Below are 26,432 nucleotides of genomic sequence, written 5' to 3'. Positions count from 1 at the left end.
GGAGATCTCCGGGCGGACGTCCACCTCGGCGGTGAACTTCAGCTCCTGACCCTCCTCGGCCGGCACCTCGGTGATGTCGACCTCCGGTTGCCCGAGCGGGCGCACGTTGTTCTCGTCCACGGCCTGGCCGTAGAACTGCGGCAGCGCCTCCTGGATCGCCTCCTGCAGGATGGTGCCGCGACCGACCTGCTGGTCGAGGATGCGCGGCGGCACCTTGCCGGGACGGAACCCGCGGATGCGTACCTGCTGGGCGACCTTCTTGTACGCCGCGTCGACGGAGGGCTTCAGATCGTCGAAGGGCACCTCGACGGTGAGGCGAACGCGGGTCGGGCCGAGGGTCTCGACGGCGCTCTTCACGGGACGGTTCTCCTCTGAAACGGCTTCGATGTGGCGGCGAAGTCGGGGCGGGGAGACTCGAACTCCCGATCTCCTGCTCCCAAAGCAGGCGCGCTAGCCACTACGCTACGCCCCGCGGCATCACGCGAGTCTACGGGACCGTCCTCGTGCGGGCCCGGCCCGCGGGTGCTCGTCGCGGGCGTAGCTCAATGGCAGAGCCCCAGCCTTCCAAGCTGGCCATGCCGGTTCGATCCCGGTCGCCCGCTCCACGCGAAGTCGCAGGTCACAGCGGTGGTACGCCGACCGCCGGCTCGCCTCTGATCCGCTCGTGCCCCCCGCGTGCCCCTGGGTGGGGCACGCCCGTGAGCACGTAGACGTCCCCGCCGACGTCCCCGCCCCCGCCCGGGGGCGCTCGCGGGGACGGTGGCGGGGACGCCCCATAGCCACCTTTCGCGCATGAGCGGGAAGCGACGCCGGTTCGGCCGGGTGCGCCGGCTGCCGTCGGGCCGGTTCCAGGTGCGCTACTCCCTCGGCGACGGCTCAATGCGCCGGGCGCCGTCGACGTTCGCGACACAAGCGGAGGCCGAGCAGTTCCTGGCGATGGTCGAGGTCGACCTGAACCGTGGCACGTGGTTCGACCCGGAGGCCGGCGACATCCGCCTCGACGTGTACGCGCCGCGGTGGCTGGTCGAGCGGCCGGTGGAGCTGCAGCCGCGGACGGTCGAGATCTACACGCGGTTGCTGAACCTCTACCTGTATCCGGCGTTCGGCGCGACGCCGCTGAACCGGATCACCTCGGCGGCGGTGCGGACGTGGCACGCGTCGCTGCGCCAGCGCGGGGTCGGGCAGGTGTCGACGGCGAAGGCTTACCGGCTGCTCAAGGCGATCCTCAACACGGCGGTCGAGGACGAGCTGATCCCGCGCAACCCGTGCCGGCTCAAGGCGGCCGGAGTGGAGCGGTCACCGGAGCGGCGGCCGCCGTCGCTGCCCGAGGTGGAGCTGATCGCTGACTGCGTTGAGCCGCGCTACCGGCTGCTGGTGCTGCTCGGTGCCTGGTCCGGCCTGCGCTGGGGCGAGCTGGCGGCGCTTACGCGGCAGCGGTCGAACGGATGCATGGCGTCGTGCACGTCGTCGAGGCGATGGTGCAAGCCGACGGCGGCCACCGCCACATTGGTCCGCCGAAGTCCGCCGCGGGCCGTCGTACGGTCGCGGTACCACCGCACCTGTGGCCGGAGATCGACGCGCACCTCGCCGCGTACGTCGGCCCTGAGCCGACGGCGCTGTTGTTCACCAAGGCCTCGGGTGCGTCGTTGGATCGGGCGAACTTTCACACCTGGTGGCGACGCGCGACCCGCGCCGCCGGAGTCCCGGACTACCGGTTCCACGACCTGCGTCATCTTGCGGCGACGATGGCCGCGGTCAGCGGCGCAACGACCCGCGAGCTGATGCGGCGGATGGGTCACTCGAGCCAGCGCGCCGCGCTGATCTACCAGCACGCGACCGAGGACCGCGATCTGACGATCGCCGAGGCGATGAGCAAGCTCGTGCAACCTCAACCACTCCCCCAGCTGCGTCAGGTGGCCGATGGGGAAGCGTGACCGACGACGCCGGCGCGAGGCCGCGACGCTGCTCGGTACCTCACTAAACACGCTGCGCAACCACGGGCGCACGAAGCTGCTCCGTCAGCTGGTCGAGCGCCAGCGCGAGGTAGAGGCCGCGGTCGTCGACGAGGTCGACCGGCTGGCCGGGCTCGGTGTCGGCTGGGGCGAGATCGGCGCGGCGCTCGACGTCAGCCGCCAAGCCGCCCGTCAGCACTGGGTTCGCCGGCATGACCGGACGTAACCGACTTGCGCTGCCCGCGCCGCACGTCGTAGTCCCCGTGCCGACCGTCCCCGCACGTGCCATGACAACGCAAGTTGTCGCTTCGTCTCGGAGATGTGCTCCTATGTTGTCAACGGCGCTGCGTAGAGGCCGATCCCGTCGCGGAGGTCGGCGTGTAGCGCGACGTAGACGACGTCGCTGAGTCTGCGTTTCAGGGAACGCATCGCGTCGCGGTTGGTCTTGCCGGCGGCCTTCTTGCGGTCGAGGAAGGCGCGTCCGTGGCAGGGGCCGCGGGACTGCACGAGCGCGATGGTGTGGATGGCTTCGTTGAGCCGACGGTTGCCGGCGCGGTTGAGCCGGTAGCGGTCGGTGCGGCCGCTACTGACCGGGATCGGTGCAGTGCCGTTGGCGGTGGCGAAGGCGTTGCGGTCGCGGAACCGGCGGACGTCGCGGGTCTCGCCCATGATCCGGCCGGCGGTGAGTGGGCCGACGCCGCGGATCTCGAGCAGGTTGGTCTTGGCGGCCAGCACCATCGCGGTGATCCGGGCGCCGAGGGTCTTGATCTCGGTGTCGAGCTGGCGGATGCGGTCCAGCCGGGCGCGGGTGATCTCCACCCGGACACCGGACAGCCCGCGCAGCAGCTTGCGGGCCGCGGCCACGTGCTGCGGACGGGTCAGCTGCGGCAGGTCGCGTTGGTAGCCCGGACGCAGGATGGTCAACTCCACGTGCACGCGGTTGGAGTAGCGGGTGCGTTCACGGATCAGCTGACGCCGGTAGTGCGTGAGCTGCTGCAGGTCATCGGGCAGGCCGACCTCGCAGCGGGCCGGCGGCAGCGGCTCCCCGCGAGCGACCGACCCGGGCGACCGCGAGCGCGTCGATCGGGTCGCTCTTGCCCCGGGCGGGCTTGCGGTTGCGTTCGCGGACCGTCATCGACCCAGGCACCTCGAACACCGCGAACCCGGCGGCCTTCAGCGCGGCCGCGGCCGGCCGGCCGTAGGTGCCGGAGCACTCCAGCCCGACCCGCAGCACCCCGTGGTCGGCGAACAGCTTCGCCAGCTCGCCGAACCCGGCCGGCTCGTTGCGGACCGTGGTCGCGGCCTGCTGGCGGCCGTTGTCGTCGACGACCGACGCGGCCAGCGTGTCCTTGTGCGTGTCGATTCCTGCGTGCACCTGGACTCCCCCTCCTCGAAGCGGTGAGGATGGGTCCGTGGCCGGGCGGTGCGCACGTATCTGTCGGGAGTTGTTCCCGGCGCTCTCCTATCAAGCGACGCCGCCCGGCCCGACGCCCTGCGGCCGCAGACATCGCATAGCCAGGAGCGGTCAGCCCCGGCACCAAATGTGAGAGCGAGCCGCAGGACGGGGACCCGCCCCGCCACAGCGGCGGAGCCGTCTCAGGATCACAGAGACAAGTGTGTAAGCCGCAGATTGATCTTGGTGATGGGCCACATGGATGCACCCGCCGCGGGACTACGCGTCGACGGGTGGCTCGACGTCCCACCCGCCGTGCTGCCACATCCACTCGTGGGCATAGCGGTCGACGAACGGTGTGCGGTACCAGGCCTGAACCCATCGAGGCACCCGATCGAGGCGCGGTCGAGCCCCGCCTGGCGGAGTCCAGTTCCAGCCTGGCCGGACCCCCGGCGGCGGCGTCCAGCCACCGGGCGAAGGCACCGCGACCACCTCGACCCCGGCGGGCGGCGCAAGCGGCGCACGGCCAGCTGCCGAGTAGGCAGCAGCTCGATGCACAGCGTGTCGACGGCACGGCCAGCGGAGCACGCGAGCAGGATCGCACGCAGCTGCCACCCCGCCCCGGTATTACGGAGCGGACCGCGGACGACGCCTCCGCGCGTTGAAGCGGCACATGGAGTGCGGGTACGCAGGCTGGCCGACGACGTTCCGGCCCTACCGCGCGACGTGGCCCGGCGGTGTGGCGTCGTCGTGCGGGTCGACTCGGCGAGCCTCCACTCCTGGCTCGCGCACGAAGCCGTCGACCAACTCCTCCGGCCCCCCGAGGCACCACCAGTCGTCGTCCCATAGGGCGGAGATGAGCCACGACCGGTCGGCCGGGAACATCAGATCGGGCAGACCACAGTGCAGCGGCGAGGGCTCTGCCCGCCACTGCAGCGCCTGCTGGGGACCGGCCTTGACCAGCACGTACGGCCAGTCGGAGTACATCCGCACGCGGTGCACGTCCGGGAAGACGACGTCGGAGGCGCCGGTGTCGAGATAGCCGAGCCACCAGTCGATGTCGGTGCCGTGCTGGGTCAGCAGTCGTACGACATGGTGTTCGTGCTCCTCCAGGCCCGCGCGGAGCTCCGGCACCACCACGGTCGCGTACGCCGCGAAGATGGGCGGGATGGCCGACGTGACCGTCAGTCCAACCACGGTGCCTCTGGTGATCCAGTCCACGTCGGCGTCCGTGCCGATCTGCCACGAGCGGCCGTCCTTGTCCCGCGCTACGCCCCCGGTCGCGGCACGACTGGCGCCCGGGGTCACGGCCGGGCTCCAGGCCCCGCCTGGGTGCAGCGCGGGTCGAGGAACGTCGCCCCCGCGGGTCGACGGGAGAGCAGGATCATCGTCCGCGGTCATCGCCCGGCAGACTAGACGGCCGACCACAAGGCCGCTACGGCATTCGTCAGCCGCGTTGCCGACCGGCGACCGCGCGAGCCCAGCCAGCCTCAACGCCGGCGAGCGCGTCCGCTTCGGCCACACTGGAACGCCGGTGATGGGCGCTGAGATTTCACAGCCCGCCCACACATAACGACCCCCCTATGGGGCCAGAGAAAGCCGTTCGATCGGCTGTCCGGTGACGCCCGCGATCAGTTCGTAGTCCTTGTCTACGTGGAGCACCACGAGATCGGTCAGCTCCGCGGTCGCCGCGATGAGCAGGTCAGGGACAGCTGGCGCTCGGTGGTGGCCCTGGTCGGCCAACGACTGCTGCACGGCGATGGCCCGATCTTCGATCACGGGTGTCAGGTACACCAGAGGCATCTTCGACAAAGGTGGCCGGCGCGCAGCGGCCCGCAGGTCAGCGCCGGAACGGGCGGAGAACCCCACCTCGAGCCGGGTCACGCCGGCGATGTGCACGAGACCATGGTCGATCCGGTCGGCCCAGTCAGCCGCGTCCGGGCTGTCCGCGAGCCGCACCAGCGCAGACTTGTCAACGAGCCAGCCAGCTACCGCCATGCCCGGTCCATCACCGAGGCGTCGGCGAGGTCGGCGAAGGTCTCCTGGAAGCCGGCCAGGTCACCCACGTCGACCTTGCCCTCTCCCACGGCGGCGTCCTGGGCCAACCGCCGACGCAGGTACTCGGTGCGCGACACACCCAGACGGCTCGCCCGAGCGTCGATGGCGGCGAGCACCTCATCCGGGACGTCACGGATCAACAAGTCACTCACACCGACAGGATATCACGCGATATCGCACCTGCGCGTAGCCGGCGACGGCGTGCAACACCGAACTCATGCCGGACCGAGGTGGCGACGCAAGGTGCGGCACCGTTCAGCCAGGCAGGTCAACGGGCGCGGCGGACCGCGCGGCTCAGCGTGCGGCGCACCCACTCCGCTCGGGTCTCACCTGCGGCCTTGGCAGCCCGGGTGACCGCCTCGTCGAGCTCTGCGGAATCCGGAACCCGACGGCCGAAGGGGCCTGACTTCGATAGCGAGTCGCGCGATGATCTCGCCGGCACATTCAGATCAGCGCGTCAGGCGGCTGCCCGCCGGTCTCGTCGGCAGCCACGATGGGGTCGGCGAACAGCACTCGAAGCACTGGTTCGTCACCGATCCGGGTGAGGGCGCTGACCATGTCACCGGGCTGCAAGGTCGTGTCGGCGTCCGCGAACAGCAGGGCGCCGTGGCGCAGCACCGCGACGATCACGGTGTGCCGCGGCAGGCTGAGGTCGGCAACTCGACGGCCGATGGCCGGCGCGGCGTCGCTGACCGTGTGCTCCACGAGGATCGACCCCTTGGCCGCGCGGCCGAGGCGCCGGATGGACGCGCGCAAGGCGAGCTGGTAACCGCGAACGAGGTCGCCGGTGCCGATGATGCCGACGACGCGGCTGGTCTGGTCGAGGACGGGCACCCAGTCGCCATGGCTGACAGCCAGCGCCTCCAGGGCGGCGTCGAGGTGGCCGTCGGCGGCCACGGTGATCGCATTGGGGTCCGCGATCCGGCCGACGGTCGGCGCCTCGTCGTCCTCGGCCTGCTCGCGCGGTGGCACACCGTCGCGGTGCAGGCTGCCGATGAACGCACCGTCGCCGTTCACCACCGGCGCTCCCGGCAGGTGTGCGTTATCCAGCGCGGCGAGCGCCTCGTCCACCGTGGCCGACGCCCGTAGCACCAGTCGTGGGGTCGCCATCACGTCAGCGATGGGGACCGTCGCGGCGAGCGGCAGGCCGAGCGAGAGCCGGTGAGCCGGCGACTCGGCGCGGTTGCGGAGCTGGGAGCGGTAGATCGTCGCGTCGCCCACGACCAGGATGGCCAAAGCAATCGCGACCATTGCGGGGGCGAGCAGGGACAGGCTGCCGGTCATCTCCGCGACCATCAGCGTGACGGCGAGCGGGGCATGCGCGATAGAGCCGAAGCAGGCGATCATCCCGACGATGACGTAAGGCACGGGCGTGTGGGGCACCAGCGGCAGCTGCGCGTCGGTGAGCAGCCGCCAGACGGCGGCGCCGGTGGCTCCCCCGATGACCATCCCGGGACCGAAGATGCCGCCAGACCCACCGGAGCCGATCGTCAGCGACGTGGCGAGGATCTTCATGAACGGCAGGACGAGAACCAAGGCCAGTGTCGCCTCGGTCAGCCGGTGCGCATCGAGAGTCTGTTGCACGGCGCCGTAGCCCGTGCCCAGCACACCGGGCACGGCCAGGCCCAGTGCTCCCACAGCCAGACCCGCCAACGCGGGCTTGCCGGCGGCCGGCAGCCGCAGCCGGCGGAAGGCCGCGTTGACTCGGTAGAACGTGCTCGCGTACAACCGTCCCATCCCGCCGGCGAGCAGCCCCAGCATGGCGAACCAGGCCAGGTCGCCGGCGTGGGCGAAGCGGTACTCGGTGTGGTACCCGAAGATCGGCGCGTAGCCGTAGACCGAGCCGAACACCGCGAAGGCCACGATCGAGGCGACCACCGACGGGACCAGCGCCTCTGTCTCGACATCGTCCCGGTAGACGATCTCCGCACCAAGCACCGCGCCGCCCAGCGGAGCCCGGAAGATGGCGCCGATCCCGGACGCGATGCCCGTCGACACCGCGATCCGCGCGTCCGCCGGGCTGAGGTTCAGCGCCCGGGCGAGCATCGAGCCGAAGCTCGCCGAGATCTGCGCGGTCGGCCCCTCTCGGCCACCGGACCCGCCGGAACCGATCGTGACGGCAGACGCCACGATCTTGACCGCAGTCACCCTCGCCCGCATGCCGGTCGGGTTGTGATGCACCGCAGCGATCGCCGCGTCCGTGCCGTGCCCCTCGGCCTCGGGAGCCAGCAGGAACACCAGCAGCCCCGACACCAGTCCCCCGGCACCGACCACGACCGGGACCGCCCACCGGCGGGCGAACCCGCCGGCCGGGTGAACGCCGCCCTCCCCCGCAGTGGTCGCCGGATGAAAGCCACCCGCTGAACCGAGCAGGTAGTGCGTCGCCGCCTGCAGCGCCGAGTAGAACACCAGCGCCCCGACACCGGCGACGACACCGATGAGCACACCGAGCACCAGCCACTTGCGTATGTACGGCGCGGTTCGCAGCCGGCCTAGGGCACGGTTCGTCGTACGGCGCACCCGCTGGCGCGCACGGAGCAGGCGCAGCGGCAGCTGGGTCACAACGACCACCCACCCAGCAGATCCGGCTCCTCGGGCTCCCCGGCCGCGTCGGCCAAGCCAGTCAACGAACACACCAGGGCCATTCTCCCTGGTGATCAGCGGGGGAATCTCCCCGGCCGGCGATTCCGGTGGTTGCGCAGGTAGGGCCGGCGCTGCCATGCCGACGGAAAGGCCCGGGGCGCGAAGAACCACGCCAGGAACAAGCGCACCCGACGCCAGAAGGCCGGCCGGTCCGACGAGACAGGACCTGCCGCCCTGCGGCGATGCGCGTGGTTGCTCACGAGGTCAGAGTGCCACCGGATGATCAGACGCGGGACCCAGGCGGGCGGTAACGGGTCACACTGAGGCGTGGGCATCATCACGCGCGTGGGGCGGGCGCCCGGGATCCGGCGTCTGGTCAAGAAGCACGACTCGCCCTCGGTGGTCCGCGAAGACCCCGACGAGGAGGACCGCGACCCGCTCTGGTGCGCCGGCTGCCGCCGCGAAGTGCTGTTCGACGCGACGCGGTGCCCGCACTGCGGCGGTCAGGCCGTCACCGCCACCGAGCTCGCGCGCAGATCGGGCAACCTGCCGACGCGGCCGGGCAGCGGACCGGCCGACTGGTGACCGAGCCGGCTCGTCAGGCGATTCGCACGGTCATCTCGACCTCGACCGCGATGTCGAACGGCAGCTCCGCCATCCCCACGGCACTGCGCGCGTGTCGTCCCGCGTCGCCGAAGATCTCTACGAGCAGGTCGCTGGCGCCGTCGATGACGGCCGGCGTCCGGTTGAATCCCGGCGCGCAGTTGACCATGCCGAAGAGCTTGACGACGCGGCTCACACGGTCCAGGCCACCGAGCTCCGCGCTCAACGTCGCCAGCATCGAGAGCGCCGCCATGCGCGCGGCCTCGCGGCCCTGCTCGAGGGTCAGGTCGGCGCCGACCTTGCCGGTCACGATGCGGTCGCCGTTGACCGGACCGTGCCCGCCGACATGGACGAGGTCGCCGTCGACGACGCAGCCCAGATAGTTGCCGGCCGGAGGGAACACCGGGGGCAGCGTGAAACCCAGCTCGCGCAAGCGGTCCTCGATCACAGAGGCATCATGGCCCACGCCGGATGATTGGCTGTCTCCGTGAGGTCGTTGCCGATGTCGTCGCGCGCCGGCTCAGTGCTTGCGCTGACCCTCGTCCTGGCGGTCTCGGCAGCCTGCAGCAACAGCACGTCCGGCCTGGGCGCTCGTCCCGCGACGCCGGGGCTGACTCACGCGACGACTCCCTCGCGGGTGCCGGCGCAGTCACCCGCCAGCGCTCCGTGCAGTGGCACCCCCACCCCGCCCGCCGGCCAGCGGCTCGTCATCTGGATCTTCATGGAGAACAAGGAGTCCGCCTCAATCGTCGGATCGCGGAATGCGCCGTACATCAACACACTTGCCACCGAGTGCGGGCTCGCGACGAACTACCAGGCGGTGACGCATCCGTCGCTGCCGAACTACCTGGCGGCCACCGGCGGCTCCACGGCCGGCGTGCACAGCGACTGCAGCCCGGGTGACTGCCCGGTGCGAGGACGGAGCATCTTCCAGCAGCTCCAAGACGCAGGGCAGTCCTGGCGCTCCTACGAGGAGTCGATGCCTTCGAACTGCGCGCAGTCGTCGACGGACGGCTACGCGACGAAGCACAACCCAGCGGCCTACTACACGGCGATCCGGGAGCGCTGCCGGCAGTGGGACGTACCGTTGGGCAGCCCGCAGACCGGACCGCTCGCGACGGCGCTGCGCGACGGCACGCTTCCTGCCTTCAGCTTCGTGACGCCCAACATCTGTCACGACATGCACGACTGCTCGGTCTCGACCGGCGATCGCTGGCTGCGGGAGTGGATCCCGCTCATCACCGGCACGCCCGACTACCGCAGCGGGCGCACCGTCGTGTTTCTGACTTGGGACGAGGCCGAGGGCGGCAGCGACAGCAACCACGTCGCCTGCCTGGTCCTCGCGGCATCCGTCCCCATGGGACTGCGAGTCGGCGACGACTTCGGCCACTACTCCCTGCTGCGTACGACGGAAGAGCTGCTCTCACTACCGCTACTGGGCAAGGCCGCATCGGCCCGTTCAATGCGTGCCGCCTTCCACCTGTGAAGCGGCCACAACTGCTCAGCCGGCTGAAGCCGTGCCCTCGTACGTGTAACCGATGAACTTCGGCGTCCCCTGGTTGTAGAACGTCTCCAGCCTGCCGATGTCGAAGCCACCCTCGCGGATGATGGCGGGAATGTCGCGGTTGAGGTTGCAGCCCCCGGCGATCTTCCGCTGGAGGCCGTTGAGCCGGTCCTGCCACCGGCGTACGGCGGTATCCGGCGAGCGACCGTGCTCGGCGAAGTGCAACGTGCCGCCCGGCCGAAGGACGCGCCGCATCTCCTTCACGGCAGCGACCGGATCGGGGATCGTGCAGAGGCTCCACGTGCACAGCACCGCATCCGCCGAGGCGTCGTCGACCTCGAGCCGTTGACCGTCGAGACCGACCACCTCGACGGCAGCGCGCGTCGCCGCCATCCGAGATGCAGCCAACCGCACCGACCGTTGCGACGGCTCGACCGCCCGCACGGTCGCGACGCCGGCGGGCAGGAACGGCAGGTTGTGGCCGGTCCCGAATCCGATCTCGACGACGTCGCCCTTCAAGTCGCCGCAGACCCGCGCGCGAATGTCCCGAAGGTGCTTGTTGTTCATCGCCGCGTTGATGAAGTGCGGCAGCACGCGGTCGTCGTAGAAGCCCATGGCGCGATGATGCTGCGCGCGAGGGCTCTTGGCTACGGCTACGCGCCAGGCACGGTCGGGTCGCTGGCGTAACAGGCGATCGCGCCCGTCGGTGCGGCGGGGTCGGCGAGCGTCGGCGGGTCGAGGAACGCCGGCCGACCGCGCAGGTCGAGCGTGTCGAGCAGGTTGCTCGCGTTGGCGTCGCGGTAGGTGAGCGCCGGCAGGTTCCACTTCGTCTCGACCAGCTTGAGGATCGACGTGTGGTCGTGGACGACGTGCGAGACGTAGTCCTTGCGCGCATAGGGCGACACCACGACGGTGGGGACGCGCAGGCCGTAGTAGGAGTAGAGGTCGCCGTAGGTCTGCGTGACCTGCGGCGGGATCCCGTCGGGAGGCACCGCGCGCGGCGGCCGCACGTGGTCGTAGTAGCCGCCGTGCTCGTCGTAGGTCCAGATCAGCAAGGTCTTGTCCCAGGCGGCCCCGGTCATCGCGGCGTTGATGACCCGAGCCGCGAACTCCTCACCTGTCTGGATGTCCTGCGGGTTCTCCTCCGACGCCTGGTTGAACTCGGTGTCGACGATGCAGAACCCGGGCAGCGTGCCCGCGGCTGCGTCGACGAAGAACTGCGCGGTCGGCGCGAGGTGCTGCGGGTTGCTCTCCGGCACCGAGGGAAACAGCATGCAGGTCGCGAGGTCGACGAAGTAGTTCTTCCACGAGATGCCGTAGGCGTTGAGCCGGTCGAAGATCGTGCCGTTGGGCGGCGCCGGGTCGGTGGGGCTCGGCAGCGGATCGCTCACCTGACCCAGCGCGGTGGCCGCCATGAGGAACCGGCGGTTGGGATAGGTCTGAGCCATCGTCGAGGCGAAGTAGCGATCGCAGAGCACGAACGTGCGGCCCAGGTCGTAGTAGTAGGGCAGGTCCGCGCCGGTCCAGTAGGCCATCGCGTCACGGCTCGACCCGCGCACGAAGCCGTCCATGCGCCCGTAGTCCCAGGCGGTGTGGCTCGCCGTCCAGCTCTGGCTGACGTCGTAGTGCGACTGGCAGGTACTCGGCGCGTGATAGGCCCGCACCGGATTTCCACTGCTGTCGTCGTTGACCGCGGTCGGCTGCCCCCGCCGGTCGAGGGTGAACCCGTCACCGCGGCCGAGCATGCCGAAGTAGTTGTCGAAGGAGTGGTTCTCCATCATCACGACGACGATGTGCTCGATCTGAGGCAGCATGTCGGTGCCCGCCGGCACGTTGGCAAACGGCCGGCTACCGGGCTTGCGCAGCGGCGGCCCCGACGTATGCCTGCTCATCCCGGCGTAGGCCGGAAGGGCCCACAGCGCACTGGTGGCGGCCATGCCCTTGAGCAGGCCGCGGCGAGAGATCTCGTACGACGCCACGCCAGAGGATTCGCCGTCGGATGAGTCTCTCCTTCAGAACCTCCATCGCGTCGGTGAGCCGGTGAAGTCGTCCTCGGTGAGCGCGAAGGCCGTGCCGGGTGGCACCCGCCAGACCCCGTTGCCGCTCCCGGCGTAGAACTCGAGCGAGATCGTCGCGTCGTACTTCGCATTGACCGCGTCGGTGAAGCGCTGCATCGCGTTGTGCTCGCTCACTTGATCGGCGTGGCCCTCCAGCACGACCGGTTCGTGCGCGTCGTCAGTCGCCACGCTGCATCGAGCATTTGTCGCGAGGTTGCGGGCCTTGCGAGAAGACAGGGCCGAGCTGAACCACACCGCGTCGTCGAGCCAGACGCCCCACACCGGCATGACGTGCGGCGCTCCGTCGGGACGCACCGTGGCGACCCAGTAGTCATGTGAACGGGTCAGCCGATCGACCGCCCACGACCACGGCAGCAGACCACTCCCCTGGTCGGCCGGCAGCGTGCCGTAGCCGGGCATGTGGGGCCGGGTCGCGATGGGTTCAAGCATGCGCACCAGTGTTTCACCGGACCGGGTCACAAGTGCGAGCCGATGACGACGGTGGCGTCGAGCTCCTCGTCGCGCTCGACCCGCGCGGCCAGCCCGCCCGCCCGGAACGCCGCGACGGTCAGCGGCCCCTGCCGACCGCTGGTCTCGACAAGAAGGTGCCCGCGCGGTGAGAGCCAATCGCCGGCCGCCGAGGCGATGCGTCGCTGAACGTCGACCCCGTCCGACCCACCGTCCAGAGCGTGCAACGGCTCGTGCTCGCGCGCCTCTCGCGGCATCGACGAAACGTCGCTTGACGGGACGTACGGCGCATTCGCCACGAGCACGTCGATGCGGCCGCGCAGGCGACCCGGCAACGCGTCATACAGGTCCCCGCACCACACCTCACCGCCGACGGAATCCAGGTTGCGCTTCGCGCAAGCCACGGCGATCGGGTCGATGTCGGCCGCATGCAGCTCCCGGCAACGGGTCGCCTCGCCCAGGACCCGCGCCACCGCGCCGACACCGCAGCACAGCTCGACGAGGACCGCGCCGGCCGGCGTGACGGCGGCGGCGCACGACACCAACCACTCCGTACGCCGACGCGGCACGAAGACACCCGGGGCGACGTGCACGCGACGACCGCAGAACTCGACCCAGCCGAGCACCTGCTCCAACGGCTCACCGGACTCGCGGCGCGCGAGCAGCGCTGCCAGCTCCGACGGAGAGGCTGCTTCACCCAGCAGCAACCGCGCCTCGTCTCCGGCAAAGACGCAGCCGGCGGCACGCAGTCGCGCCACCAGGTCGCCGTCGACGGTCACGACACGATGATCAGGCCTGTGCCTCTCCGCGCGGGTCGCACAGCCGGCACGACTTGAACCGCGGGTCGTCGGGCACCTCTCGGACGTCGGAGCGCCCGAGCACGATCGCGCAGTCCGGCCGGTGCAGCATCGTGCCTGTCGGGGTCGCGACGAACGTCGCCGCGCGGACCGTCTCGGCCTGCTGGGCGGCGAGCGGGAGCCGCTGGATGGCGGCGAGCAGCTGCTCGTTGTGCGAACGCTGGTTCTCCGCAAGCCGGGCGATCCACGCCCCGAAGTAGAGGAAACCGCCGACGAGGACGAGCCCTAGACCGAGCAGCCCGCCGGAGATCAGGTAGGAGTTCTGCTCGAACGTGTAGGGCGTGTGCGCGGCGCCGTACCAACCGAGCACGATCACGGCGATGCCGGCCGGCAGCAGGATGCCACCAACGAGCGTCAGCCCGAAGAGCACCCGCTGGACGGAGAGCGCGCTGTCGCGGTGACGCGCGCCGGGCTCGGCCCGGTCGGGATCGGCCAAGGTCGGGCGGATCCGACGCACGATCGCGCTGGTGAACGCCATCATCCCTCCCGCAGGTTCGGTACGCCGCTGCCGGCACCGAGCCGGCAGGCCGCCCCGCCCGCCGGCAGCATGCCCGCCATCATCGCCAGCCGGCGCAGGCCCCACCCGATCGCAGCAGCCGCCGCGAGCGCGACGAGCACGGTCCAGGCGGGCAGGCCGTCGAACGGCGACGCGAGAGCGCTGGCCTTCTGCGCACCGCCGGCGACGACCGGTCCCTGGTCGGACGGCGCGACCGACGGCGCCGGGCCGGTCACCCCACCAAGGTCACCCATCGACGACCCCGGCAGAGCCGGCAGCCCGGTGCCGCCGAGCGACGCGCTCACCGGCGGCCCCGGGACCGGCAGCGTCGGGAAGTTATAGGTGTACTGCGCGGACGCGGTGGTCTTGGCGGTGACCAGCCCCAGGTCGTAGACGATGCGCGGGCCGAGCTCGACCAGGGAAGGCACCTGCGGGTTGTTGACCACCTGCTGAAGCTGATCGGGCAGCGAACCCACCAGCTGCTGGTAGGTGTCCTGGTAGTGCGTCAGGCTCTCCAGCGCGTTCTTGAGCGGCACGGTGTCGATCGAGATCTCGAGAGCCCGCGCCTGGTAGGTCGCGGTCGTACCCGCGACGTGCTTCTCGACCGTCGGTCCGCTGAACGTGATGCCCATCGCCTTGAGCGCGTCGACCGGCTGGGTCGGCAGCCCGGGGATGGGCAGCTTGGGCAACGACTGGCCCTGCCCGCTGGCGTGCACCCCGTCCTGGTCCACGGAGAACTGGAACCCGGCGATGCTCAGCCCCGTGATCGCGAGCGCCCCGGTCGACGACGAGTCGGCCGCCGTGCTCGTCAGCGTCGCGGCGGTGCGCACGGTCGCGATATCGATCAGGCCACCGGCGAGCGACAGGTCCTGGGCGAGCGAGGTCGTCGCCGCACTCACCTTGTCGTCGGCGACTGTGGTGGCGCTTCGCGAGGAGATCTGGCCGGCGTCGACCAGCGCGTTGCCCGCGGGCAGCAGGTCGGCCACGGTCGCTGCCGCGGTGGCGCTCTTTTCGTCGGCGGTGCTGGCCATCGTCGCGACCGGCGGGGCGCCCTGGGTCGAGGAGGGCGGGCCGCCCGGGTAGGACGCCTGGGCCTTGACCGGGTAGTCGGCGGCGCCCAGCCCGAAGGTCTGGGTGAGCGTCGTGAAGCCGTCGCCGAGACCCGCACCGGGCCAGAGGCTGCTGGCGGTCGCGACGTTCGACGGGCCGGTGCTGCTGCTCACGTTGGTGAACGACAGGTCGAGCTCGCCCTGAGGCTTGCCCGGCTGCACCGGCAGCGGGATGACCGGCTCGTAGACCTGCACGGACACCGGCGTCGAGCTGGTGTCGGCGGTGTAGCCGCCGATCGCGGCGCCGGTGCCGGACCCGCCGTCGGACCCGCTGTCGGCGTAGGCCGCGCCCACGAGCGGCATGCCTGCGCCGACGATCAGCAGGCCGGCCGCGGCCAGCATTCGCACCCTCATGCCGCTCCCCCGAGGTAGGCACGCGACAGCGCATCACCGATGTCGTCGGGCTGACCGACGGCGGTGATGCGACCGCCCTGCATGACGGCGGCGTACTCCGCGACACCGAGCGCCATTGCAGCGAACTGTTCGACGACGAGCACCGAAACCCCTGCCTCGGCGATCTGGGCCACCACGGAGTAGAGCTGCTCCACGATCAGGGGCGCGAGTCCCATCGACAGCTCGTCGAGCAGGAGCAGCCCGGGGCTGCTCGCGAGCGCGCGGGCCATCGCCAGCATCTGCTGCTCGCCGCCGGACAGCGTGCCGGCGACCTGGTTACGCCGCTCCCCGAGCCGCGGGAAGTAGGAGTAGGCCGTGTCGAAGACGTTGGCCTCGCTGCCGCCGGCGTAGGCCACCAGCCGAAGGTTGTCGCGCACGGTGAGGTTCGGGAAGATGCCGCGCCCCTCGGGGATCGTGCACAACCCCGCGCGGGCGAGGTCGTCGGGTCCGGCGTCGTTGACGTGTACGCCGGCGAGGTGGACGTGTCCCGCGGTCGGGCGCATCAGCCCGCTGATGACCTTGAGCAGTGTCGTCTTGCCCGCCCCGTTGGGGCCGAGCAATGCCACCACGGACCCGCGCGGGACCGTCAGGTCGACGCCGTGCAGCACCTCGATGCGGCCGTAGGCCGCGCGCACGTCCAGGATCTCGAGGATGGGGTCAGCCACGGGGTGCCTCGACCTCCTCGCTCTCGACCTGCTCCGCAGAGGTGACAACGTCGGCGTAGGTCCCGAGATACGCCTGCATCACCTTCGGGTTAGCCCGGATCTCGGCCGGGGTGCCAGTCGCGATGACCTGCCCGAAGTCGAGCACGTGGATGACGTCGCATACCCGCATCACGAGATCCATGTCGTGCTCGACCATGAGGACCGCCCGCCCGTCCAGTGCGAGCACCCGCAGCAGGTCGCCGAACGTCTCGGTCTCGCTCTCCCCGAGCCCCGACGACGGCTCGTCGAGGAGCAGCAGCCGGGGCTCGATGGCGAGCGCTCGGGCCAGCTCGAGCAGTCGCGCCGTGCCGGTGGGCACGGAGTCGGCCCGCTGGTGGGAGAACCCGGCGATGCCGACACGCTCGACGAGGTCGGCCGTGACGTGCCTGGGGTCACCTGCGTCGCGCTGCCAGCGCCGGTGGATCTCCGCGGCGGTGAGCACGTTGTCCCAGACCGACAGCGAGCCGAACGCCTCGAGCCGCTGGAACGTGCGCGCGATGCCCAGGCGTGCGCGCTGGTGCGTCGTGTAGCCGGTGATGTCGGATCCGTCGAAGCGGACGACACCCGCACCCGGCGACTGCAGGCCGGTGATGACGTTGAACAACGTCGTCTTGCCGGCGCCGTTCGGCCCGATCAGGCCCGTCACGTCGCCGGCCTCCGCCGTGAACGTCGCGCGGTCGACCGCGGTCACCCCGCCGAAGCGGACGACCACGTTGTCGACCTCAAGAAGAGCCACTGAGCTGCACCCCCTCGCCGTGTGCGAAGGCGAACCCCTCGTCGGTCTCCTCCTCCGCCAGCGCCGGCGGCCCCGGCCGGCCGCGGCGCAGCAGCGACTCGAACCAGCGACCGGCGAGGAAGGCATAGCTGGCCAGGCCGTTGGGGTTGCGCCCGAGCAGCAGCGCTCCGGCGCCGATCAGCATGAACACCAGGCCACCGAGGCTCTGCGACTTGCTCTGCAGCACCGGCAGGAGCATCCACAGCATGCCGCCGAGAGCGACCCCGCTGATCGACGTGACGCCCCCGACGACGGCGAGCAGCACCAGCGGCAGGCTCGAGAACAAGGTGAAGTCGGCCGGACCGGTCGACGTCCGCAGGCCGGCGTAGAGGGTGCCGCCCAGCCCGGCGATGCCCGCCGAGAGCGTGAACAGCAGGACGCGGGTGCGAGTGAGGTCGAGGCCGAGGGTGCCGCATGCGGCCGGACTGTCGCGCATGGCGACCAGCAGCCGGCCGTAGGGGCCGCGACGGATGGCCAGCACGCCGGCGGCGACGAGCGCGAACACCACCGCGATGAGCAGCAGGTAGTCGCGCTCGGAATTCAGCTGCATGCCGAACAGCCCGATGCGGTCCACCGGCCGGCTGCCCCCGTAGCCGAACGCCCAGCTCGCCTGGAAGACCAGCTTGTCCATCAGGTCGGCGAACGCGATCGTGCCGAGCGCGAGGTAGAGACCGCGCAGGCGCAACAGAGGCAACGAGACCACTGCGCCGACGGCGGCAGCCGCGAGCGCGCCGACGACGAGGCCCAGCGGAGAGCCGTGCGGGAAGATCCGGGCGACGACCACGGCCCCGATGCCGGCGAACGTGAACGGCGCCAGCGACAGGTAGCCGCCGTAGCCGGTCAGCGGCACCAGCGACAGCGCGATCAGCGCGTAGGCCAGCCCGATGCCGAAGTTGAACGTCTGCGCGTCGTCGAGCATGACCGCCGAGATCAGGCCGACACCGACGACGAAGGCGATGCCGAACCCCGTCGTACGCCGCGCCGAGGGCACCGGCACCGAGGAGATGCCCTTGATCTGGCCGATCCGCAGCTGCGCCTGCGGCAGGAGTACGACGATGAGGAACAGGAACAGCACCGGGATCGCCGGCGGCAGACCGTTGAGCGCACCGCTGAGCGGGACGTAGCCCTGCACGTAGGACTGCGCGAGCCCGAGCACGATAGCCCCGACGAAGGTCAACGTGAGGTTCTGCAGACGGCCGAGCACGGCGGCGGCGTAGGCGCTGACGACGAGCAGCGTCAGCTCGTAGTAGTCGAGGCCGATCGTCGTCACGAGCAGGATGCCGGCCAGCGCCGCCAGCGACGAGCCGATCGCCCACGACAACCCGGACAGCCGGTTGGGCCGGGCGCCGTGCAGGGCGAGGAGGTCGGTGTTGTCGACGACCGCGCGCATCGCGACGCCGACCCGCGCCCGGCTGAGCAGCACGTACAGCAGCACGGCGACGAGGCCGGCCAGCGCAATCGTGAGGATCTGGTCGCCGGTGATGGTGGCGGAGCCGAGATGCACGTAGGAGTTGGGGAAGAAGGCCGGCACGGTGCGGGCGGCGGGAGGCCAGACCTGCTGCGCCACCCCGATCAGCAGGACCATCAGGCCGATCGTGACGACGAGCGAGACGCTGACGTCCTGGCCGGCTAACCGCCGCATGGCGAAGCGCTCGACGAGCGCGCCGAACAGCGGCGCAATCACGCAGATGACGAGAAAGACCGACAGCCAGGTCGGCAACCCGCTCTTGACCTCGAGCTGCCAGAACACGAACGCCATGACCATGCCGATGGCGCCGTGGGCGACGTTGAAGATGCGCGAGGTGGTGTAGGTCAGCACGAGCCCGCTGGCCGCGATCGCGTAGGCGCCTCCGGTGACGAACCCGAAGACGGTGTAGGCGATGAACGCGTTCACGGGTCAGCCGCCGATGTCGGGACGGCAGTCGAACGTCGGTGTGGTGGGGTGCAGCCGCGACCACGAGCTGCCGTGCAGCTGGATGAACGCGAAGCAGTTGGGTGTCTGTCTCGGACCGACGTGCTGCGGCGAGTGCAGCCCGTTGCCGGTCCAGTTGTCGACCTGTTTCAGCGCCGCGAGCAGCTTGGCCCGGGTGAGGTCGGGGCCGATCTTCTCCGCGGTCTGCGCGAACAGCAGCATCGCCGACCAGGCGTAGATGCCGAAGTAGGACGGTTGGGCGTCACTGCCCGCAACGCGATGGAGCCAGGTGATGTAGGTCGCCATCTCCTGGTTGCTTCCCGCGTCCTGGAACAGCGCCGAGTCGAGGTAGACGACCGTGCCGTCGACCGCGCTGCCGCCCGACTGCACGTAGTCGGAGCTGTAGCCGGTCGGGTCGAGCAGGAAAATGTCCGGCTTGAAGCCCTGCTGCTGCATCGCCTGCGCGAGCCGGACCGCTTCCTGATAGGCGCCCAGCCACTGCACGAAACGCACGCCGTTCTGCTTCATCTTCTGCACGAAGGGCGCGTAGTTGAACGTCGAGATGTCGACCGGCTGGGTGTAGACGAACTTCCAGCCGTGACCGTACTGCTCGTAGGTCTTGACGTCGGCCTGCGCATTGACGGCGGCGGCGCCGGCGTTGATGTAGAGGAACGCCGCCTTGCCGACGGCCTGCGGGTACTTCTCGGCGATCCAGCCCGGGACGGTCGAGGAGACCTGGCCCACCTGGGTCGAGTTGGCGGCGAAGGTCACCTTGGACGCCTGGTGCTCCGGGGTCACCGCCGCAGCAGAGATGTCGGGAATCCCGCACTGGTCCTCGACCTGCGCGCCACCGTTGTCGAACGCCGACATCGACCCCACCGAGGCGAACGCCGACTTGCAGGCCGTCAGCATCTGGTCGCGGTAGCCGTTGGCATCGGTGCGCGAGTCGAGCGTCTCCACTTTGATCTGGCGGCCGCAGATGCCGCCGTGGGTGGCGTTCCAGTACGCCGAGAAGGCCAGCGCCGACTGCTGCGCCGACTGGAACAGGCCCGGCACCGGGCCGGTCACGTCGGCGATGTTCGCCAGCGTGATCGACGTGGGGGTGATGCCGACGTCGGTCGCCTTCGTAGCCCGGCACGACGACGCGCCCGGCGCGGTCGCCCCACCGATGGTCGACCCACCGGCGCTCCCGGTGCTGCCACCGGACTGGGCGTGCGAACCTCCGGTCGTGCCGGCACCGCTCGCGGAACCGGGCACGGGGCTGCCGGCGTTCGTGCCGCTCGTGCCCGTGCTGACGGACTGGTCCGACACCCCGCTGCCCGACCCGCCGCCGCCGTTGCCGGCCCGGATCGCCAGCTGCTGTTGCTCAGGAGTGAGCCGGGAGCCGCAGGCTGCCAACATGAGGCTGGCTGCCGCCGCCGCACAGACGACCCGGAGCTGAGATCGCACGCCGCGCTCCTCGTGCTCTGCGGGGCCGGTGGCCCTGACACGTCTCGACGAGTGACGCGCAGACTGTAACGTGTTCTAGCGAGGAGCGCAGCGCAGGTGCGCCGGATTTCGACCGTTATGCAGGCGGGTCAGCGGCGCGGCGGTGCCGTGCCCGCCGTGTCCCGGGAGTCGCTGCCCATCAGTTCGCGACGAACACCCCCATGGCGCCGCGAGCCGCATCGGCGAGCCGGTGGTCGACGACGGAGTAGCGGCCGGCGGCGGGCAGCGTGAACTCGACGAACCCGCCCTCTCCCGGCTCGAGGTCGAGTTGCGACGCCGCGCCGGCCTGCGCGTTGCCGGGCTGTAGCAGGTAGCCGCCCTCCTTGAAGACCGTCGTGAACTGCGCCCCGACGACGTGCAGCGAGCTCGGCACGTTGGGACCGGCGTCGACGAGCCAAAGGCGGATCGGCTGGCCCGCGCGCACGTGGATCGGCGCGTGCACGTACTGGTCGGCATAGCCGTTGAAGACGACGTAATCGGGGTCGGCGCTCATGAGCCTGCCCATGGAGGGGACGCCCCCTGCCGGCCCGCGGTAGAGGTCGCTCTGCACGAACACGAACGACTGCGCGGGCACCAGCGCTATCGGCTCGATCACGATCGCGCCGTACATCCCCATCGCGACGTGCTGGAGCATCGGTTCGACGCCGCAGTGGTAGAGCCAGGCGCCGGCATGCATCGCGCGGAACTGGTAGACGACCGAGCCGCCGGGGGGCACCGGCCGCATGCCGATGTCGGGCGCGACCTGCTCGGCGTGCAGGTCGAGCGAGTGCGTCATCGGGCTGTCGTTGACCAGCCGCACGGTGAACAGGTCGCCCACGCGCCCGTGCAGCACCGGGCCGGGCGCCGTGCCGTCGAAGGTCCACAACTGCTGGCGCACGCCGGGCGCGATCTCCCGGACGACGTCACGGGCGTGCAGGGTGACGCGGTGCTCGGTGCCGCCCGCGAGCGGCTTCAGCGCCGGGTCGTACGCCGTCCAGGCCGGCGCCGACGCACCGCCGGGCTGCGTCCTGCCAGGCATGGCGTCCATGCCCCCCGGCCCGCCGGCCGCGGGCGGCCGGCCGGAGACGTGGATTGCGAGCACCATGCCGGCAGCCTTGTGGCCGGGCACGGTGCACCACGCGAGCAGGCCCTTGCTGACGACTCCGGCGTCGAGCCGCTGGCTCTGACCCGGCGCGAGCATCGAGGTGCCGGGACCGCCCTGCAGGCGCAGGTCGTGGTCCATGGCTCCCCGGTTGCGCACGTCGAGGACGAGGTGCGTGCCGGCGGGCACCGTGATCGTCGCGGGCTGTACCGCGAACTCGACGAGGCTGACGGCGACCGTGCGGGTCGGCGCGTCCGCAGGGACTGCGACCGACGTCCGGCCGCCCGGCCAGGTGCCGGTCGCGACGAGCGCGAGGACGGTGACGACCGCAGTCAGCGCGGTGACCGTGACGACCCGCAACGGTGGCGGCAACGTCTCGTCCTCGGTGCGGCCGACCGTGGTCAGTGCCGAGAGCAGCAGCGGCAGGAACGCCCCGAGTCCGGCGACCGCCATGACCCAGCCCGCCGTGCGCGCGGCACCGGCCGTCGGCAGCGCGAGCAGCAGCACGCCGGTGTTGGCGACCACGGCCCGGGGGATCCAGCCCTGCTCCAGCTCGGCGGTCATCCGCCGGTTTCCGGCCGGGCCCCCACCGAGAGTGACCGGCAGCAGGAACGTCAACGCGCCCATGAGCACCTGGGCGGCCAGGCCGACCGCGAGCACCGGCACGATGCGGTCGAGCCCCGACACCGCGGCGGCTCCCCCGCGCCCGAGCGCGACGATGTCGACCACGGCCGAGACACCGAGCCATGCGGTGCCCGCCGCGAGCGCCCACGCCGACGCCGTGTGGGGCGCCTTCTGCCGGGCGGTGCGCGCGAACGGCAGCAACGAGACGGCGACGCCGGCGAGGTAAGCGACCATGCCCGCGACCGCGATCCACCGCTGGCCGGCGAGCAGTCCGGCGGCCGCGGCGGCCAGGCCGGTGGCCATCAGCAGCAACGTGCGCCGCGCGGCGGCGGGCGCCTCCTCGACCATGCGCGTACGTAGCACCGCGGGCCAGAGCATGAACGTCGTACCGACAACGGCCAGGCCGATCCAGCCGAGCAGGTTGAGGTGCACGTGCGCGAGGTGCAGCCGCTCGTGCTCGGCGGCGAACCGGCCGGTCGCCATGAGGCTGCCGAGGACCGCGCCCGCGGCGAGCGCGGCGCCCGACGCGGCGTAGAACCAGACGGCGTCGCGCAGCTTGCCGGTCAGCCGGCTGCCGCGGGACATCCGGACCAGGCTCGCGACGTGCCAGCCGACCGCGGCGACGACGGCGGCGGTCCCGACCTCGGTGACCCGCCCGTGGTCCCAGCCGACCCCGACCAAGACGCAGAGGATGCCGATGTTGAGCACGGTCGCCCGCGCGGCGGCCGCCCGGTCGCCCCCCGGCGGTGCGTGCAGCAGTGCCTGGGCGAAGTGCCGGCTCCACACGAAGACGGCGTTGGTCACCGCGCCGAGGAGCAGCAGGTGCAGCGCCAGCCACCGCGGCACCGGCAGCCGGTCACCAAGCATCGCGGCGACGACGGCGGCCACGGCGTAGCAGGCGACGATCGTCGCGTAGGCGGCGTGCCGGCGGGCTCGCGGTCGCCGGCCGGGCCCCTCCTCGACCGGCAGCCGGCGGTAGCCGGCGGTGGGCGGCGGCTCGGTGCCGACGGACACGATCGTCCCTCCGTGAGATGGAAAGGCCGCTGACGCCCCAGCATCACGCGGATCCGGGCATTTGGCCCAGGGCCTAAGGTCCCGAACCACTACTGACGGTTCCGCAGACACACGTCGGCGCGTGTGCCGCTGCACACGCGCCGAGGTTGTGGAGCTGCTACGTCAGCTGATGATCACCTTGTCCCGCTCGTAGGTGGGAGCCAGCACCTCGACGTCCGGAGCGGTCCGGCGGGAGTGCCAGAACCCGAGGCCCGCGAGCAGCAGCAGCAGCGCCGCGCCGCCGAAGGACACCCAGGCTGCGATCAGCGCGATCGTCGCGATAGTGCCGAAGGCGTAGGCGTTGAGCAGCAGCCCGCGGAGGGTCTCGCCCTGGAACAGCGTCTGCCGCTGCTGCGACACCTGCTGGTAGTTGGCGTCGGTCGGCTTCATGCTCAGGAACTTGCTGCTGACCTCGCTGTAGGTCTGGCCGCCGGCCGTCTTCTGCAGGTGGACCTTGATGTAGTGGTTGGCGAAGACCTCGGCCTGGCCGCCCGTGGTCACCTGCTGCCCGGCGTACGGCGTGACGTACTTGGTGATCTCCGGCTCGGCCTGCGCAGCGATGGCGGCCTTGGTCGGGAAGAAGATCTTCTGCTGAGACAGCTGGTCGTGCACCTGCGTGTTCGCAAACGAGTGGCCCCACATCAGCAGGGCACCGGCAATGACGAGCACTGCTGCCATAACCAGACCACCGGTCGACAGCAGCGCGTCGAGGGTCTTGCGGCGCATCTCCTTCTCCTTCCGCCGCGGGAGCCCGCGCGGCTCCGATGCACATAGATTCCGGCAACCGCACGAAGGCATGACAGTGCGCAACGTCATCGCCTGGCCCTCCGAGAGTCCCGTTGCGACCGGGACCTTGGTCCCTGGCTGGTCGCCGACGTCACCGGGTACAAAGGTCACCATGGCGCCGATCCGCGTGTTCCTGCTCGACGACCACGAGGTCGTACGCCGCGGCGTGCGCGACCTGCTCGAGTCGGAGGGCGACATCGAGGTGGTCGGCGAGGCGTCGACCGCTGCCGAGGCGCTGGCCCGCGTGCCGGCCGTGTCGCCGGACGTCGCGGTCCTGGACGTGCGGCTCCCCGACGGCGACGGCGTGACCGTCTGCCGGGAGCTGCGCTCGGAGTTCCCGACGCTGGCCTGCCTCATGCTGACGTCGTTCGCCGACGACGAGGCGCTGTTCGACGCGATCCTCGCCGGCGCGTCCGGCTACGTGCTCAAGCAGGTTCGCGGCGCCGACATCCTCGGCGCCGTGCGGACGGTCGCCGGGGGCGGCTCCCTGCTCGATCCCGGCACCACGTCACGGGTGATGGCGCGGCTGCGGGAGCAGGCCACGACCCGCGACCCGCTGGCGGGCCTGTCCGAGCAGGAGCGCCGCGTGCTCGAGCTCATCGGTGAGGGGCTGACCAACCGCCAGATCGGTGAGCGGCTGTTCCTGGCCGAGAAGACCGTGAAGAACTACGTGTCCAGCCTGCTCGCGAAGCTCGGGATGGAGCGCCGCACCCAGGCCGCGGCCTTCGTCGCCCGGATGGACCACGACACGCACTGAGGCCCTCCGTCAAGAGGGCAGCGGGACCTGCCACGTCACGACGGTTCCTCCGTCTTCTCCCCGCTCGGCGGTGAACGTGCCGCCCAGGTCGCGCGCCCGGGCCGCGATGTTGGCCAGACCGCTGCGTCGCCCGCCCTCGGCCAGCCCGTTGCCGTCGTCCCGGACGGCCAGCCGCACCTGTGTCGGCTCGGCTTGGACCGAGATGTCGACCGACGACGCCTCTGCATGACGGGCGGCGTTGGACAACGCCTCCCGCAGCACCGCGAGCAGCTGCTCGCCGATCGCGGGAGGCACGAGCGTGTCCACCGGACCCGCGAAGTCGATGTGCGGCTCGAAACCGAGGGCCGACGCGGCAGTCCGCGAAGCCTGCAGCACCGCGCTGCGCAGACCCTCGCCCGACGCAGGTGCCGGCGCCTGTAGGGCGAAGATCGTCGTACGGATCTCCTTGATGGTCTCGTCGAGGTCGTCCACCGCGCGTCGGACTCGCCCGGCGGCGTTCTCCGACTGGATGGAGCGCAGCGCCCCCTCGAGGGCCATGCCGGTGGCGAACAACCGCTGGATGACGAGGTCGTGCAGATCACGGGCGATGCGGTCGCGGTCCCCGAGCACGGCGAGCTGCTCCCGGTCGGCCGCCGCCGCGCTGAGCCGCAGCGCCACGGCCGCCTGGCCGGCGAAGCTCTCCACCAGCTGCAGCATGTCGGGGCCGAACGGCGGCTTCGCGCCGACGTCGGCCACGACGAGCGTGCCGAGCGCCGCTTCGGCGGTGCCGAGCGGCACGTAGAGCGCCGGCCCGACACCGGCCGCGTGCAGCAACCCGGGCCAGATCCGCGGGTCGGTCAGCGCATCGTCGACGATCGCCGGCGCGCCGTCGCGCATCACCGCTGCAGCGAGCGACTGCTCGGGTATCGCCCCGCCGCGCAGCTGGTCGGCACCGACACCGTCGGCAGCCACGACCCGCAGCGTCCCGTCGCCGACGGGCAGCGCCAGCAGCGCGAGGTCGGCCGCGGCCAGGTCGCGGGCCCGCGCCACCAGATCGGGGAACACCTCATCACCGGTCGCGCCGCCGAGCAGCCGGGTGGTCACCCCGCTGACCGCCTCGAGCCACTGCTGGCGGCGCTGCGCCTGCTCGTAGAGCCGGGCGTTCTGGATGGCGAGACCGGCGGCGGTGGCCAGGGCGAGCACGATCTGCTCGTCCGCGACCGTGAAGGCCCCGCCGTCGCGCTTCTCGGTGAGGTAGAGATTGCCGAACGCCTCGCCCCGCACGCTGATCGGCACGCCGAGGAACGTGCGCATCGGCGGGTGGTTGGCCGGGAAGCCGTACGACGCAGGGTGATCCGCGAGGTTCGTGAGGCGGATCGCCTTCGGCTCGTCGATGAGCACCCCGAGGACCCCGCGGCCGTGCGGCAGGTCGCCGATCGCCGCACGCTGCTCCTTGTCGAGCCCCACGGTGATGAACTGCGACAGCCGCCGGTCCCCGCCGGGGTCGAGCACGCCCAGCGCGGCGTACTGCGCGTCGACCAGCGATGCGGCGGTCCGCACGATGCGGTCGAGCACCTCGTCGAGCGCCAGGTGCGAGCCGATCGCGACGACGGCCTCGAGCAGCCCCTGCAGGCGGTCGGCCAACGAGGCGACGCCCTCGACCCGCTCGACGACCTCGGCCAGCAGCGACCGCAGCCCCAGCTCTTCGAGGCTCGGAAAGGCATCACCGGCGGGGTCGGTCATCTCACCTCCTGCCCAACATCCCGACCCTACGGGACCTTCGACCCTGGGAGACAGCAC

Annotated in this window: 26 protein-coding genes, 2 tRNA genes and 2 pseudogenes; 7 read left to right on the top strand and 23 right to left on the bottom strand. The window is 71.1% G+C overall.

From position 1 onward, the window contains the following. The coding region (locus VFJ21_02825) for a trigger factor family protein (GenBank protein HET7406054.1) at window positions 1-357 on the bottom strand (357 nt) is incomplete at its 3' end. Window positions 358-399: 42 nt separating this feature from the next. After that, a tRNA-Pro gene (locus VFJ21_02820) sits at window positions 400-472 on the bottom strand. Between the two features lie 59 nt (window positions 473-531). Here VFJ21_02820 and VFJ21_02815 point away from each other — a divergent pair. From VFJ21_02815 to VFJ21_02800, 4 genes and pseudogenes are all read left to right on the top strand, one after another. Continuing rightward, a tRNA-Gly gene (locus VFJ21_02815) sits at window positions 532-605 on the top strand. Between the two features lie 187 nt (window positions 606-792). Beyond that, window positions 793-1,152, top strand: a pseudogene (locus VFJ21_02810) (site-specific integrase). A 293-nt stretch (window positions 1,153-1,445) separates the two neighbouring features. Then, window positions 1,446-1,934: a tyrosine-type recombinase/integrase gene (locus tag VFJ21_02805; protein HET7406053.1), complete on the top strand. Its 489-nt coding sequence runs from the start codon at window positions 1,446-1,448 to the stop codon at window positions 1,932-1,934. Then, window positions 1,921-2,178: a hypothetical protein gene (locus VFJ21_02800; protein ID HET7406052.1), complete on the top strand. Its 258-nt coding sequence runs from the start codon at window positions 1,921-1,923 to the stop codon at window positions 2,176-2,178. The genes VFJ21_02805 and VFJ21_02800 overlap by 14 nt, the downstream gene beginning before the upstream one ends. Window positions 2,179-2,279: 101 nt before the next feature. Here the strand turns inward: VFJ21_02800 and VFJ21_02795 are convergent, their stop codons facing one another. From VFJ21_02795 to VFJ21_02765, 7 genes and pseudogenes are all read right to left on the bottom strand, one after another. Further along, a complete protein-coding gene (locus VFJ21_02795; GenBank protein HET7406051.1) occupies window positions 2,280-2,882 on the bottom strand; it encodes a transposase in 603 nt (200 codons plus the stop codon). A 70-nt stretch (window positions 2,883-2,952) separates the two neighbouring features. Further along, on the bottom strand, window positions 2,953-3,327 hold the full coding sequence (locus VFJ21_02790) for a transposase (GenBank protein ID HET7406050.1): 375 nt from the start codon (window positions 3,325-3,327) through the stop codon (window positions 2,953-2,955). Between the two features lie 732 nt (window positions 3,328-4,059). After that, window positions 4,060-4,653, bottom strand: a complete 594-nt coding sequence (locus VFJ21_02785) for a hypothetical protein (protein HET7406049.1) — start codon at window positions 4,651-4,653, stop codon at window positions 4,060-4,062. 273 nt (window positions 4,654-4,926) lie between these two features. After that, window positions 4,927-5,343: a PIN domain nuclease gene (locus VFJ21_02780; GenBank protein HET7406048.1), complete on the bottom strand. Its 417-nt coding sequence runs from the start codon at window positions 5,341-5,343 to the stop codon at window positions 4,927-4,929. After that, window positions 5,334-5,555 (bottom strand): antitoxin, encoded by a 222-nt coding sequence (locus VFJ21_02775; protein HET7406047.1) that lies wholly within the window; start codon window positions 5,553-5,555, stop codon window positions 5,334-5,336. Before VFJ21_02775 ends, VFJ21_02780 begins: the two co-directional genes overlap by 10 nt. Window positions 5,556-5,847: 292 nt before the next feature. Next, window positions 5,848-6,513, bottom strand: a complete 666-nt coding sequence (locus VFJ21_02770; GenBank protein HET7406046.1) for a CBS domain-containing protein — start codon at window positions 6,511-6,513, stop codon at window positions 5,848-5,850. Between the two features lie 36 nt (window positions 6,514-6,549). Next, a pseudogene (locus tag VFJ21_02765) lies at window positions 6,550-7,923 on the bottom strand (chloride channel protein). A 390-nt stretch (window positions 7,924-8,313) separates the two neighbouring features. Here VFJ21_02765 and VFJ21_02760 point away from each other — a divergent pair. Further along, window positions 8,314-8,571 carry a hypothetical protein gene (locus VFJ21_02760; GenBank protein ID HET7406045.1) on the top strand — a complete coding sequence of 86 codons (258 nt, stop codon included), beginning with the start codon at window positions 8,314-8,316 and terminating at the stop codon, window positions 8,569-8,571. A gap of 13 nt (window positions 8,572-8,584) precedes the next feature. Here the strand turns inward: VFJ21_02760 and VFJ21_02755 are convergent, their stop codons facing one another. Further along, the gene (locus tag VFJ21_02755) at window positions 8,585-9,037 is read right to left on the bottom strand and encodes a RidA family protein (GenBank protein ID HET7406044.1); all 453 of its coding nucleotides are present in this window, start codon (window positions 9,035-9,037) and stop codon (window positions 8,585-8,587) included. A 54-nt stretch (window positions 9,038-9,091) separates the two neighbouring features. Here VFJ21_02755 and VFJ21_02750 point away from each other — a divergent pair, with 54 nt between their 5' ends. After that, window positions 9,092-10,075, top strand: coding sequence for an alkaline phosphatase family protein (locus VFJ21_02750; GenBank protein ID HET7406043.1), 984 nt, complete (start codon window positions 9,092-9,094; stop codon window positions 10,073-10,075). 15 nt (window positions 10,076-10,090) lie between these two features. Here the strand turns inward: VFJ21_02750 and VFJ21_02745 are convergent, their stop codons facing one another. The 12 genes from VFJ21_02745 to VFJ21_02690 form a co-directional block, all read right to left on the bottom strand. After that, a complete protein-coding gene (locus VFJ21_02745) occupies window positions 10,091-10,708 on the bottom strand; it encodes a class I SAM-dependent methyltransferase (protein HET7406042.1) in 618 nt (205 codons plus the stop codon). A 38-nt stretch (window positions 10,709-10,746) separates the two neighbouring features. Beyond that, window positions 10,747-12,072: an alkaline phosphatase family protein gene (locus tag VFJ21_02740; protein ID HET7406041.1), complete on the bottom strand. Its 1,326-nt coding sequence runs from the start codon at window positions 12,070-12,072 to the stop codon at window positions 10,747-10,749. Between the two features lie 33 nt (window positions 12,073-12,105). Next, complete coding sequence (locus tag VFJ21_02735) at window positions 12,106-12,600, bottom strand: pyridoxamine 5'-phosphate oxidase family protein (GenBank protein HET7406040.1); 495 nt, start codon at window positions 12,598-12,600, stop codon at window positions 12,106-12,108. A 26-nt stretch (window positions 12,601-12,626) separates the two neighbouring features. Then, on the bottom strand, window positions 12,627-13,397 hold the full coding sequence (locus VFJ21_02730) for a putative protein N(5)-glutamine methyltransferase (GenBank protein HET7406039.1): 771 nt from the start codon (window positions 13,395-13,397) through the stop codon (window positions 12,627-12,629). Window positions 13,398-13,407: 10 nt separating this feature from the next. Continuing rightward, on the bottom strand, window positions 13,408-13,953 hold the full coding sequence (locus tag VFJ21_02725) for a hypothetical protein (protein ID HET7406038.1): 546 nt from the start codon (window positions 13,951-13,953) through the stop codon (window positions 13,408-13,410). Further along, entirely contained in the window at window positions 13,953-15,434 is a 1,482-nt protein-coding gene (locus tag VFJ21_02720; GenBank protein HET7406037.1) for a choice-of-anchor P family protein, read from the bottom strand. The genes VFJ21_02725 and VFJ21_02720 overlap by 1 nt, the downstream gene beginning before the upstream one ends. Further along, the gene (locus VFJ21_02715) at window positions 15,431-16,138 is read right to left on the bottom strand and encodes an ABC transporter ATP-binding protein (protein ID HET7406036.1); all 708 of its coding nucleotides are present in this window, start codon (window positions 16,136-16,138) and stop codon (window positions 15,431-15,433) included. Before VFJ21_02715 ends, VFJ21_02720 begins: the two co-directional genes overlap by 4 nt. Further along, window positions 16,131-16,913: an ABC transporter ATP-binding protein gene (locus tag VFJ21_02710; protein HET7406035.1), complete on the bottom strand. Its 783-nt coding sequence runs from the start codon at window positions 16,911-16,913 to the stop codon at window positions 16,131-16,133. The genes VFJ21_02715 and VFJ21_02710 overlap by 8 nt, the downstream gene beginning before the upstream one ends. Beyond that, window positions 16,900-18,846: an ABC transporter permease gene (locus VFJ21_02705; GenBank protein HET7406034.1), complete on the bottom strand. Its 1,947-nt coding sequence runs from the start codon at window positions 18,844-18,846 to the stop codon at window positions 16,900-16,902. The genes VFJ21_02710 and VFJ21_02705 overlap by 14 nt, the downstream gene beginning before the upstream one ends. Window positions 18,847-18,849: 3 nt before the next feature. Further along, window positions 18,850-20,313 carry an ABC transporter substrate-binding protein gene (locus VFJ21_02700; GenBank protein ID HET7406033.1) on the bottom strand — a complete coding sequence of 488 codons (1,464 nt, stop codon included), beginning with the start codon at window positions 20,311-20,313 and terminating at the stop codon, window positions 18,850-18,852. A 178-nt stretch (window positions 20,314-20,491) separates the two neighbouring features. After that, window positions 20,492-23,071, bottom strand: coding sequence for a multicopper oxidase domain-containing protein (locus VFJ21_02695; protein HET7406032.1), 2,580 nt, complete (start codon window positions 23,069-23,071; stop codon window positions 20,492-20,494). A 162-nt stretch (window positions 23,072-23,233) separates the two neighbouring features. Further along, window positions 23,234-23,836: a hypothetical protein gene (locus VFJ21_02690; GenBank protein HET7406031.1), complete on the bottom strand. Its 603-nt coding sequence runs from the start codon at window positions 23,834-23,836 to the stop codon at window positions 23,234-23,236. Window positions 23,837-24,008: 172 nt separating this feature from the next. Here VFJ21_02690 and VFJ21_02685 point away from each other — a divergent pair, with 172 nt between their 5' ends. After that, entirely contained in the window at window positions 24,009-24,653 is a 645-nt protein-coding gene (locus VFJ21_02685; protein HET7406030.1) for a response regulator transcription factor, read from the top strand. A gap of 9 nt (window positions 24,654-24,662) precedes the next feature. Here VFJ21_02685 and VFJ21_02680 read toward each other — a convergent pair whose 3' ends face one another. Further along, on the bottom strand, window positions 24,663-26,375 hold the full coding sequence (locus tag VFJ21_02680; protein HET7406029.1) for a GAF domain-containing sensor histidine kinase: 1,713 nt from the start codon (window positions 26,373-26,375) through the stop codon (window positions 24,663-24,665). Window positions 26,376-26,432 lie beyond the last annotated feature (57 nt).

Source organism: Mycobacteriales bacterium (assembly GCA_035690485.1).
In the GTDB taxonomy this organism is placed as follows: Bacteria; Actinomycetota; Actinomycetes; order JAFAQI01; family DASSKL01; genus DASSKL01.
Note: the sequence above shows the minus strand (reverse complement) of the source record. Positions and strands in the feature narration are given on the sequence as shown.

Coding starts and splice junctions, on each gene's coding strand:
- VFJ21_02800 (HET7406052.1), top strand. CDS start 1,921: ATGGGGAAGCGTGACCGACGACGCCGGCGCGAGGCCGCGACGCTGCTC.
- VFJ21_02725 (HET7406038.1), bottom strand. CDS start 13,953: ATGGCGTTCACCAGCGCGATCGTGCGTCGGATCCGCCCGACCTTGGCC.
- VFJ21_02745 (HET7406042.1), bottom strand. CDS start 10,708: ATGGGCTTCTACGACGACCGCGTGCTGCCGCACTTCATCAACGCGGCG.
- VFJ21_02750 (HET7406043.1), top strand. CDS start 9,092: ATGTCGTCGCGCGCCGGCTCAGTGCTTGCGCTGACCCTCGTCCTGGCG.
- VFJ21_02690 (HET7406031.1), bottom strand. CDS start 23,836: ATGCGCCGCAAGACCCTCGACGCGCTGCTGTCGACCGGTGGTCTGGTT.
- VFJ21_02805 (HET7406053.1), top strand. CDS start 1,446: ATGCATGGCGTCGTGCACGTCGTCGAGGCGATGGTGCAAGCCGACGGC.
- VFJ21_02720 (HET7406037.1), bottom strand. CDS start 15,434: ATGAGGGTGCGAATGCTGGCCGCGGCCGGCCTGCTGATCGTCGGCGCA.
- VFJ21_02735 (HET7406040.1), bottom strand. CDS start 12,600: ATGCTTGAACCCATCGCGACCCGGCCCCACATGCCCGGCTACGGCACG.
- VFJ21_02780 (HET7406048.1), bottom strand. CDS start 5,343: ATGGCGGTAGCTGGCTGGCTCGTTGACAAGTCTGCGCTGGTGCGGCTC.
- VFJ21_02770 (HET7406046.1), bottom strand. CDS start 6,513: ATGGCGACCCCACGACTGGTGCTACGGGCGTCGGCCACGGTGGACGAG.
- VFJ21_02680 (HET7406029.1), bottom strand. CDS start 26,375: ATGACCGACCCCGCCGGTGATGCCTTTCCGAGCCTCGAAGAGCTGGGG.
- VFJ21_02685 (HET7406030.1), top strand. CDS start 24,009: ATGGCGCCGATCCGCGTGTTCCTGCTCGACGACCACGAGGTCGTACGC.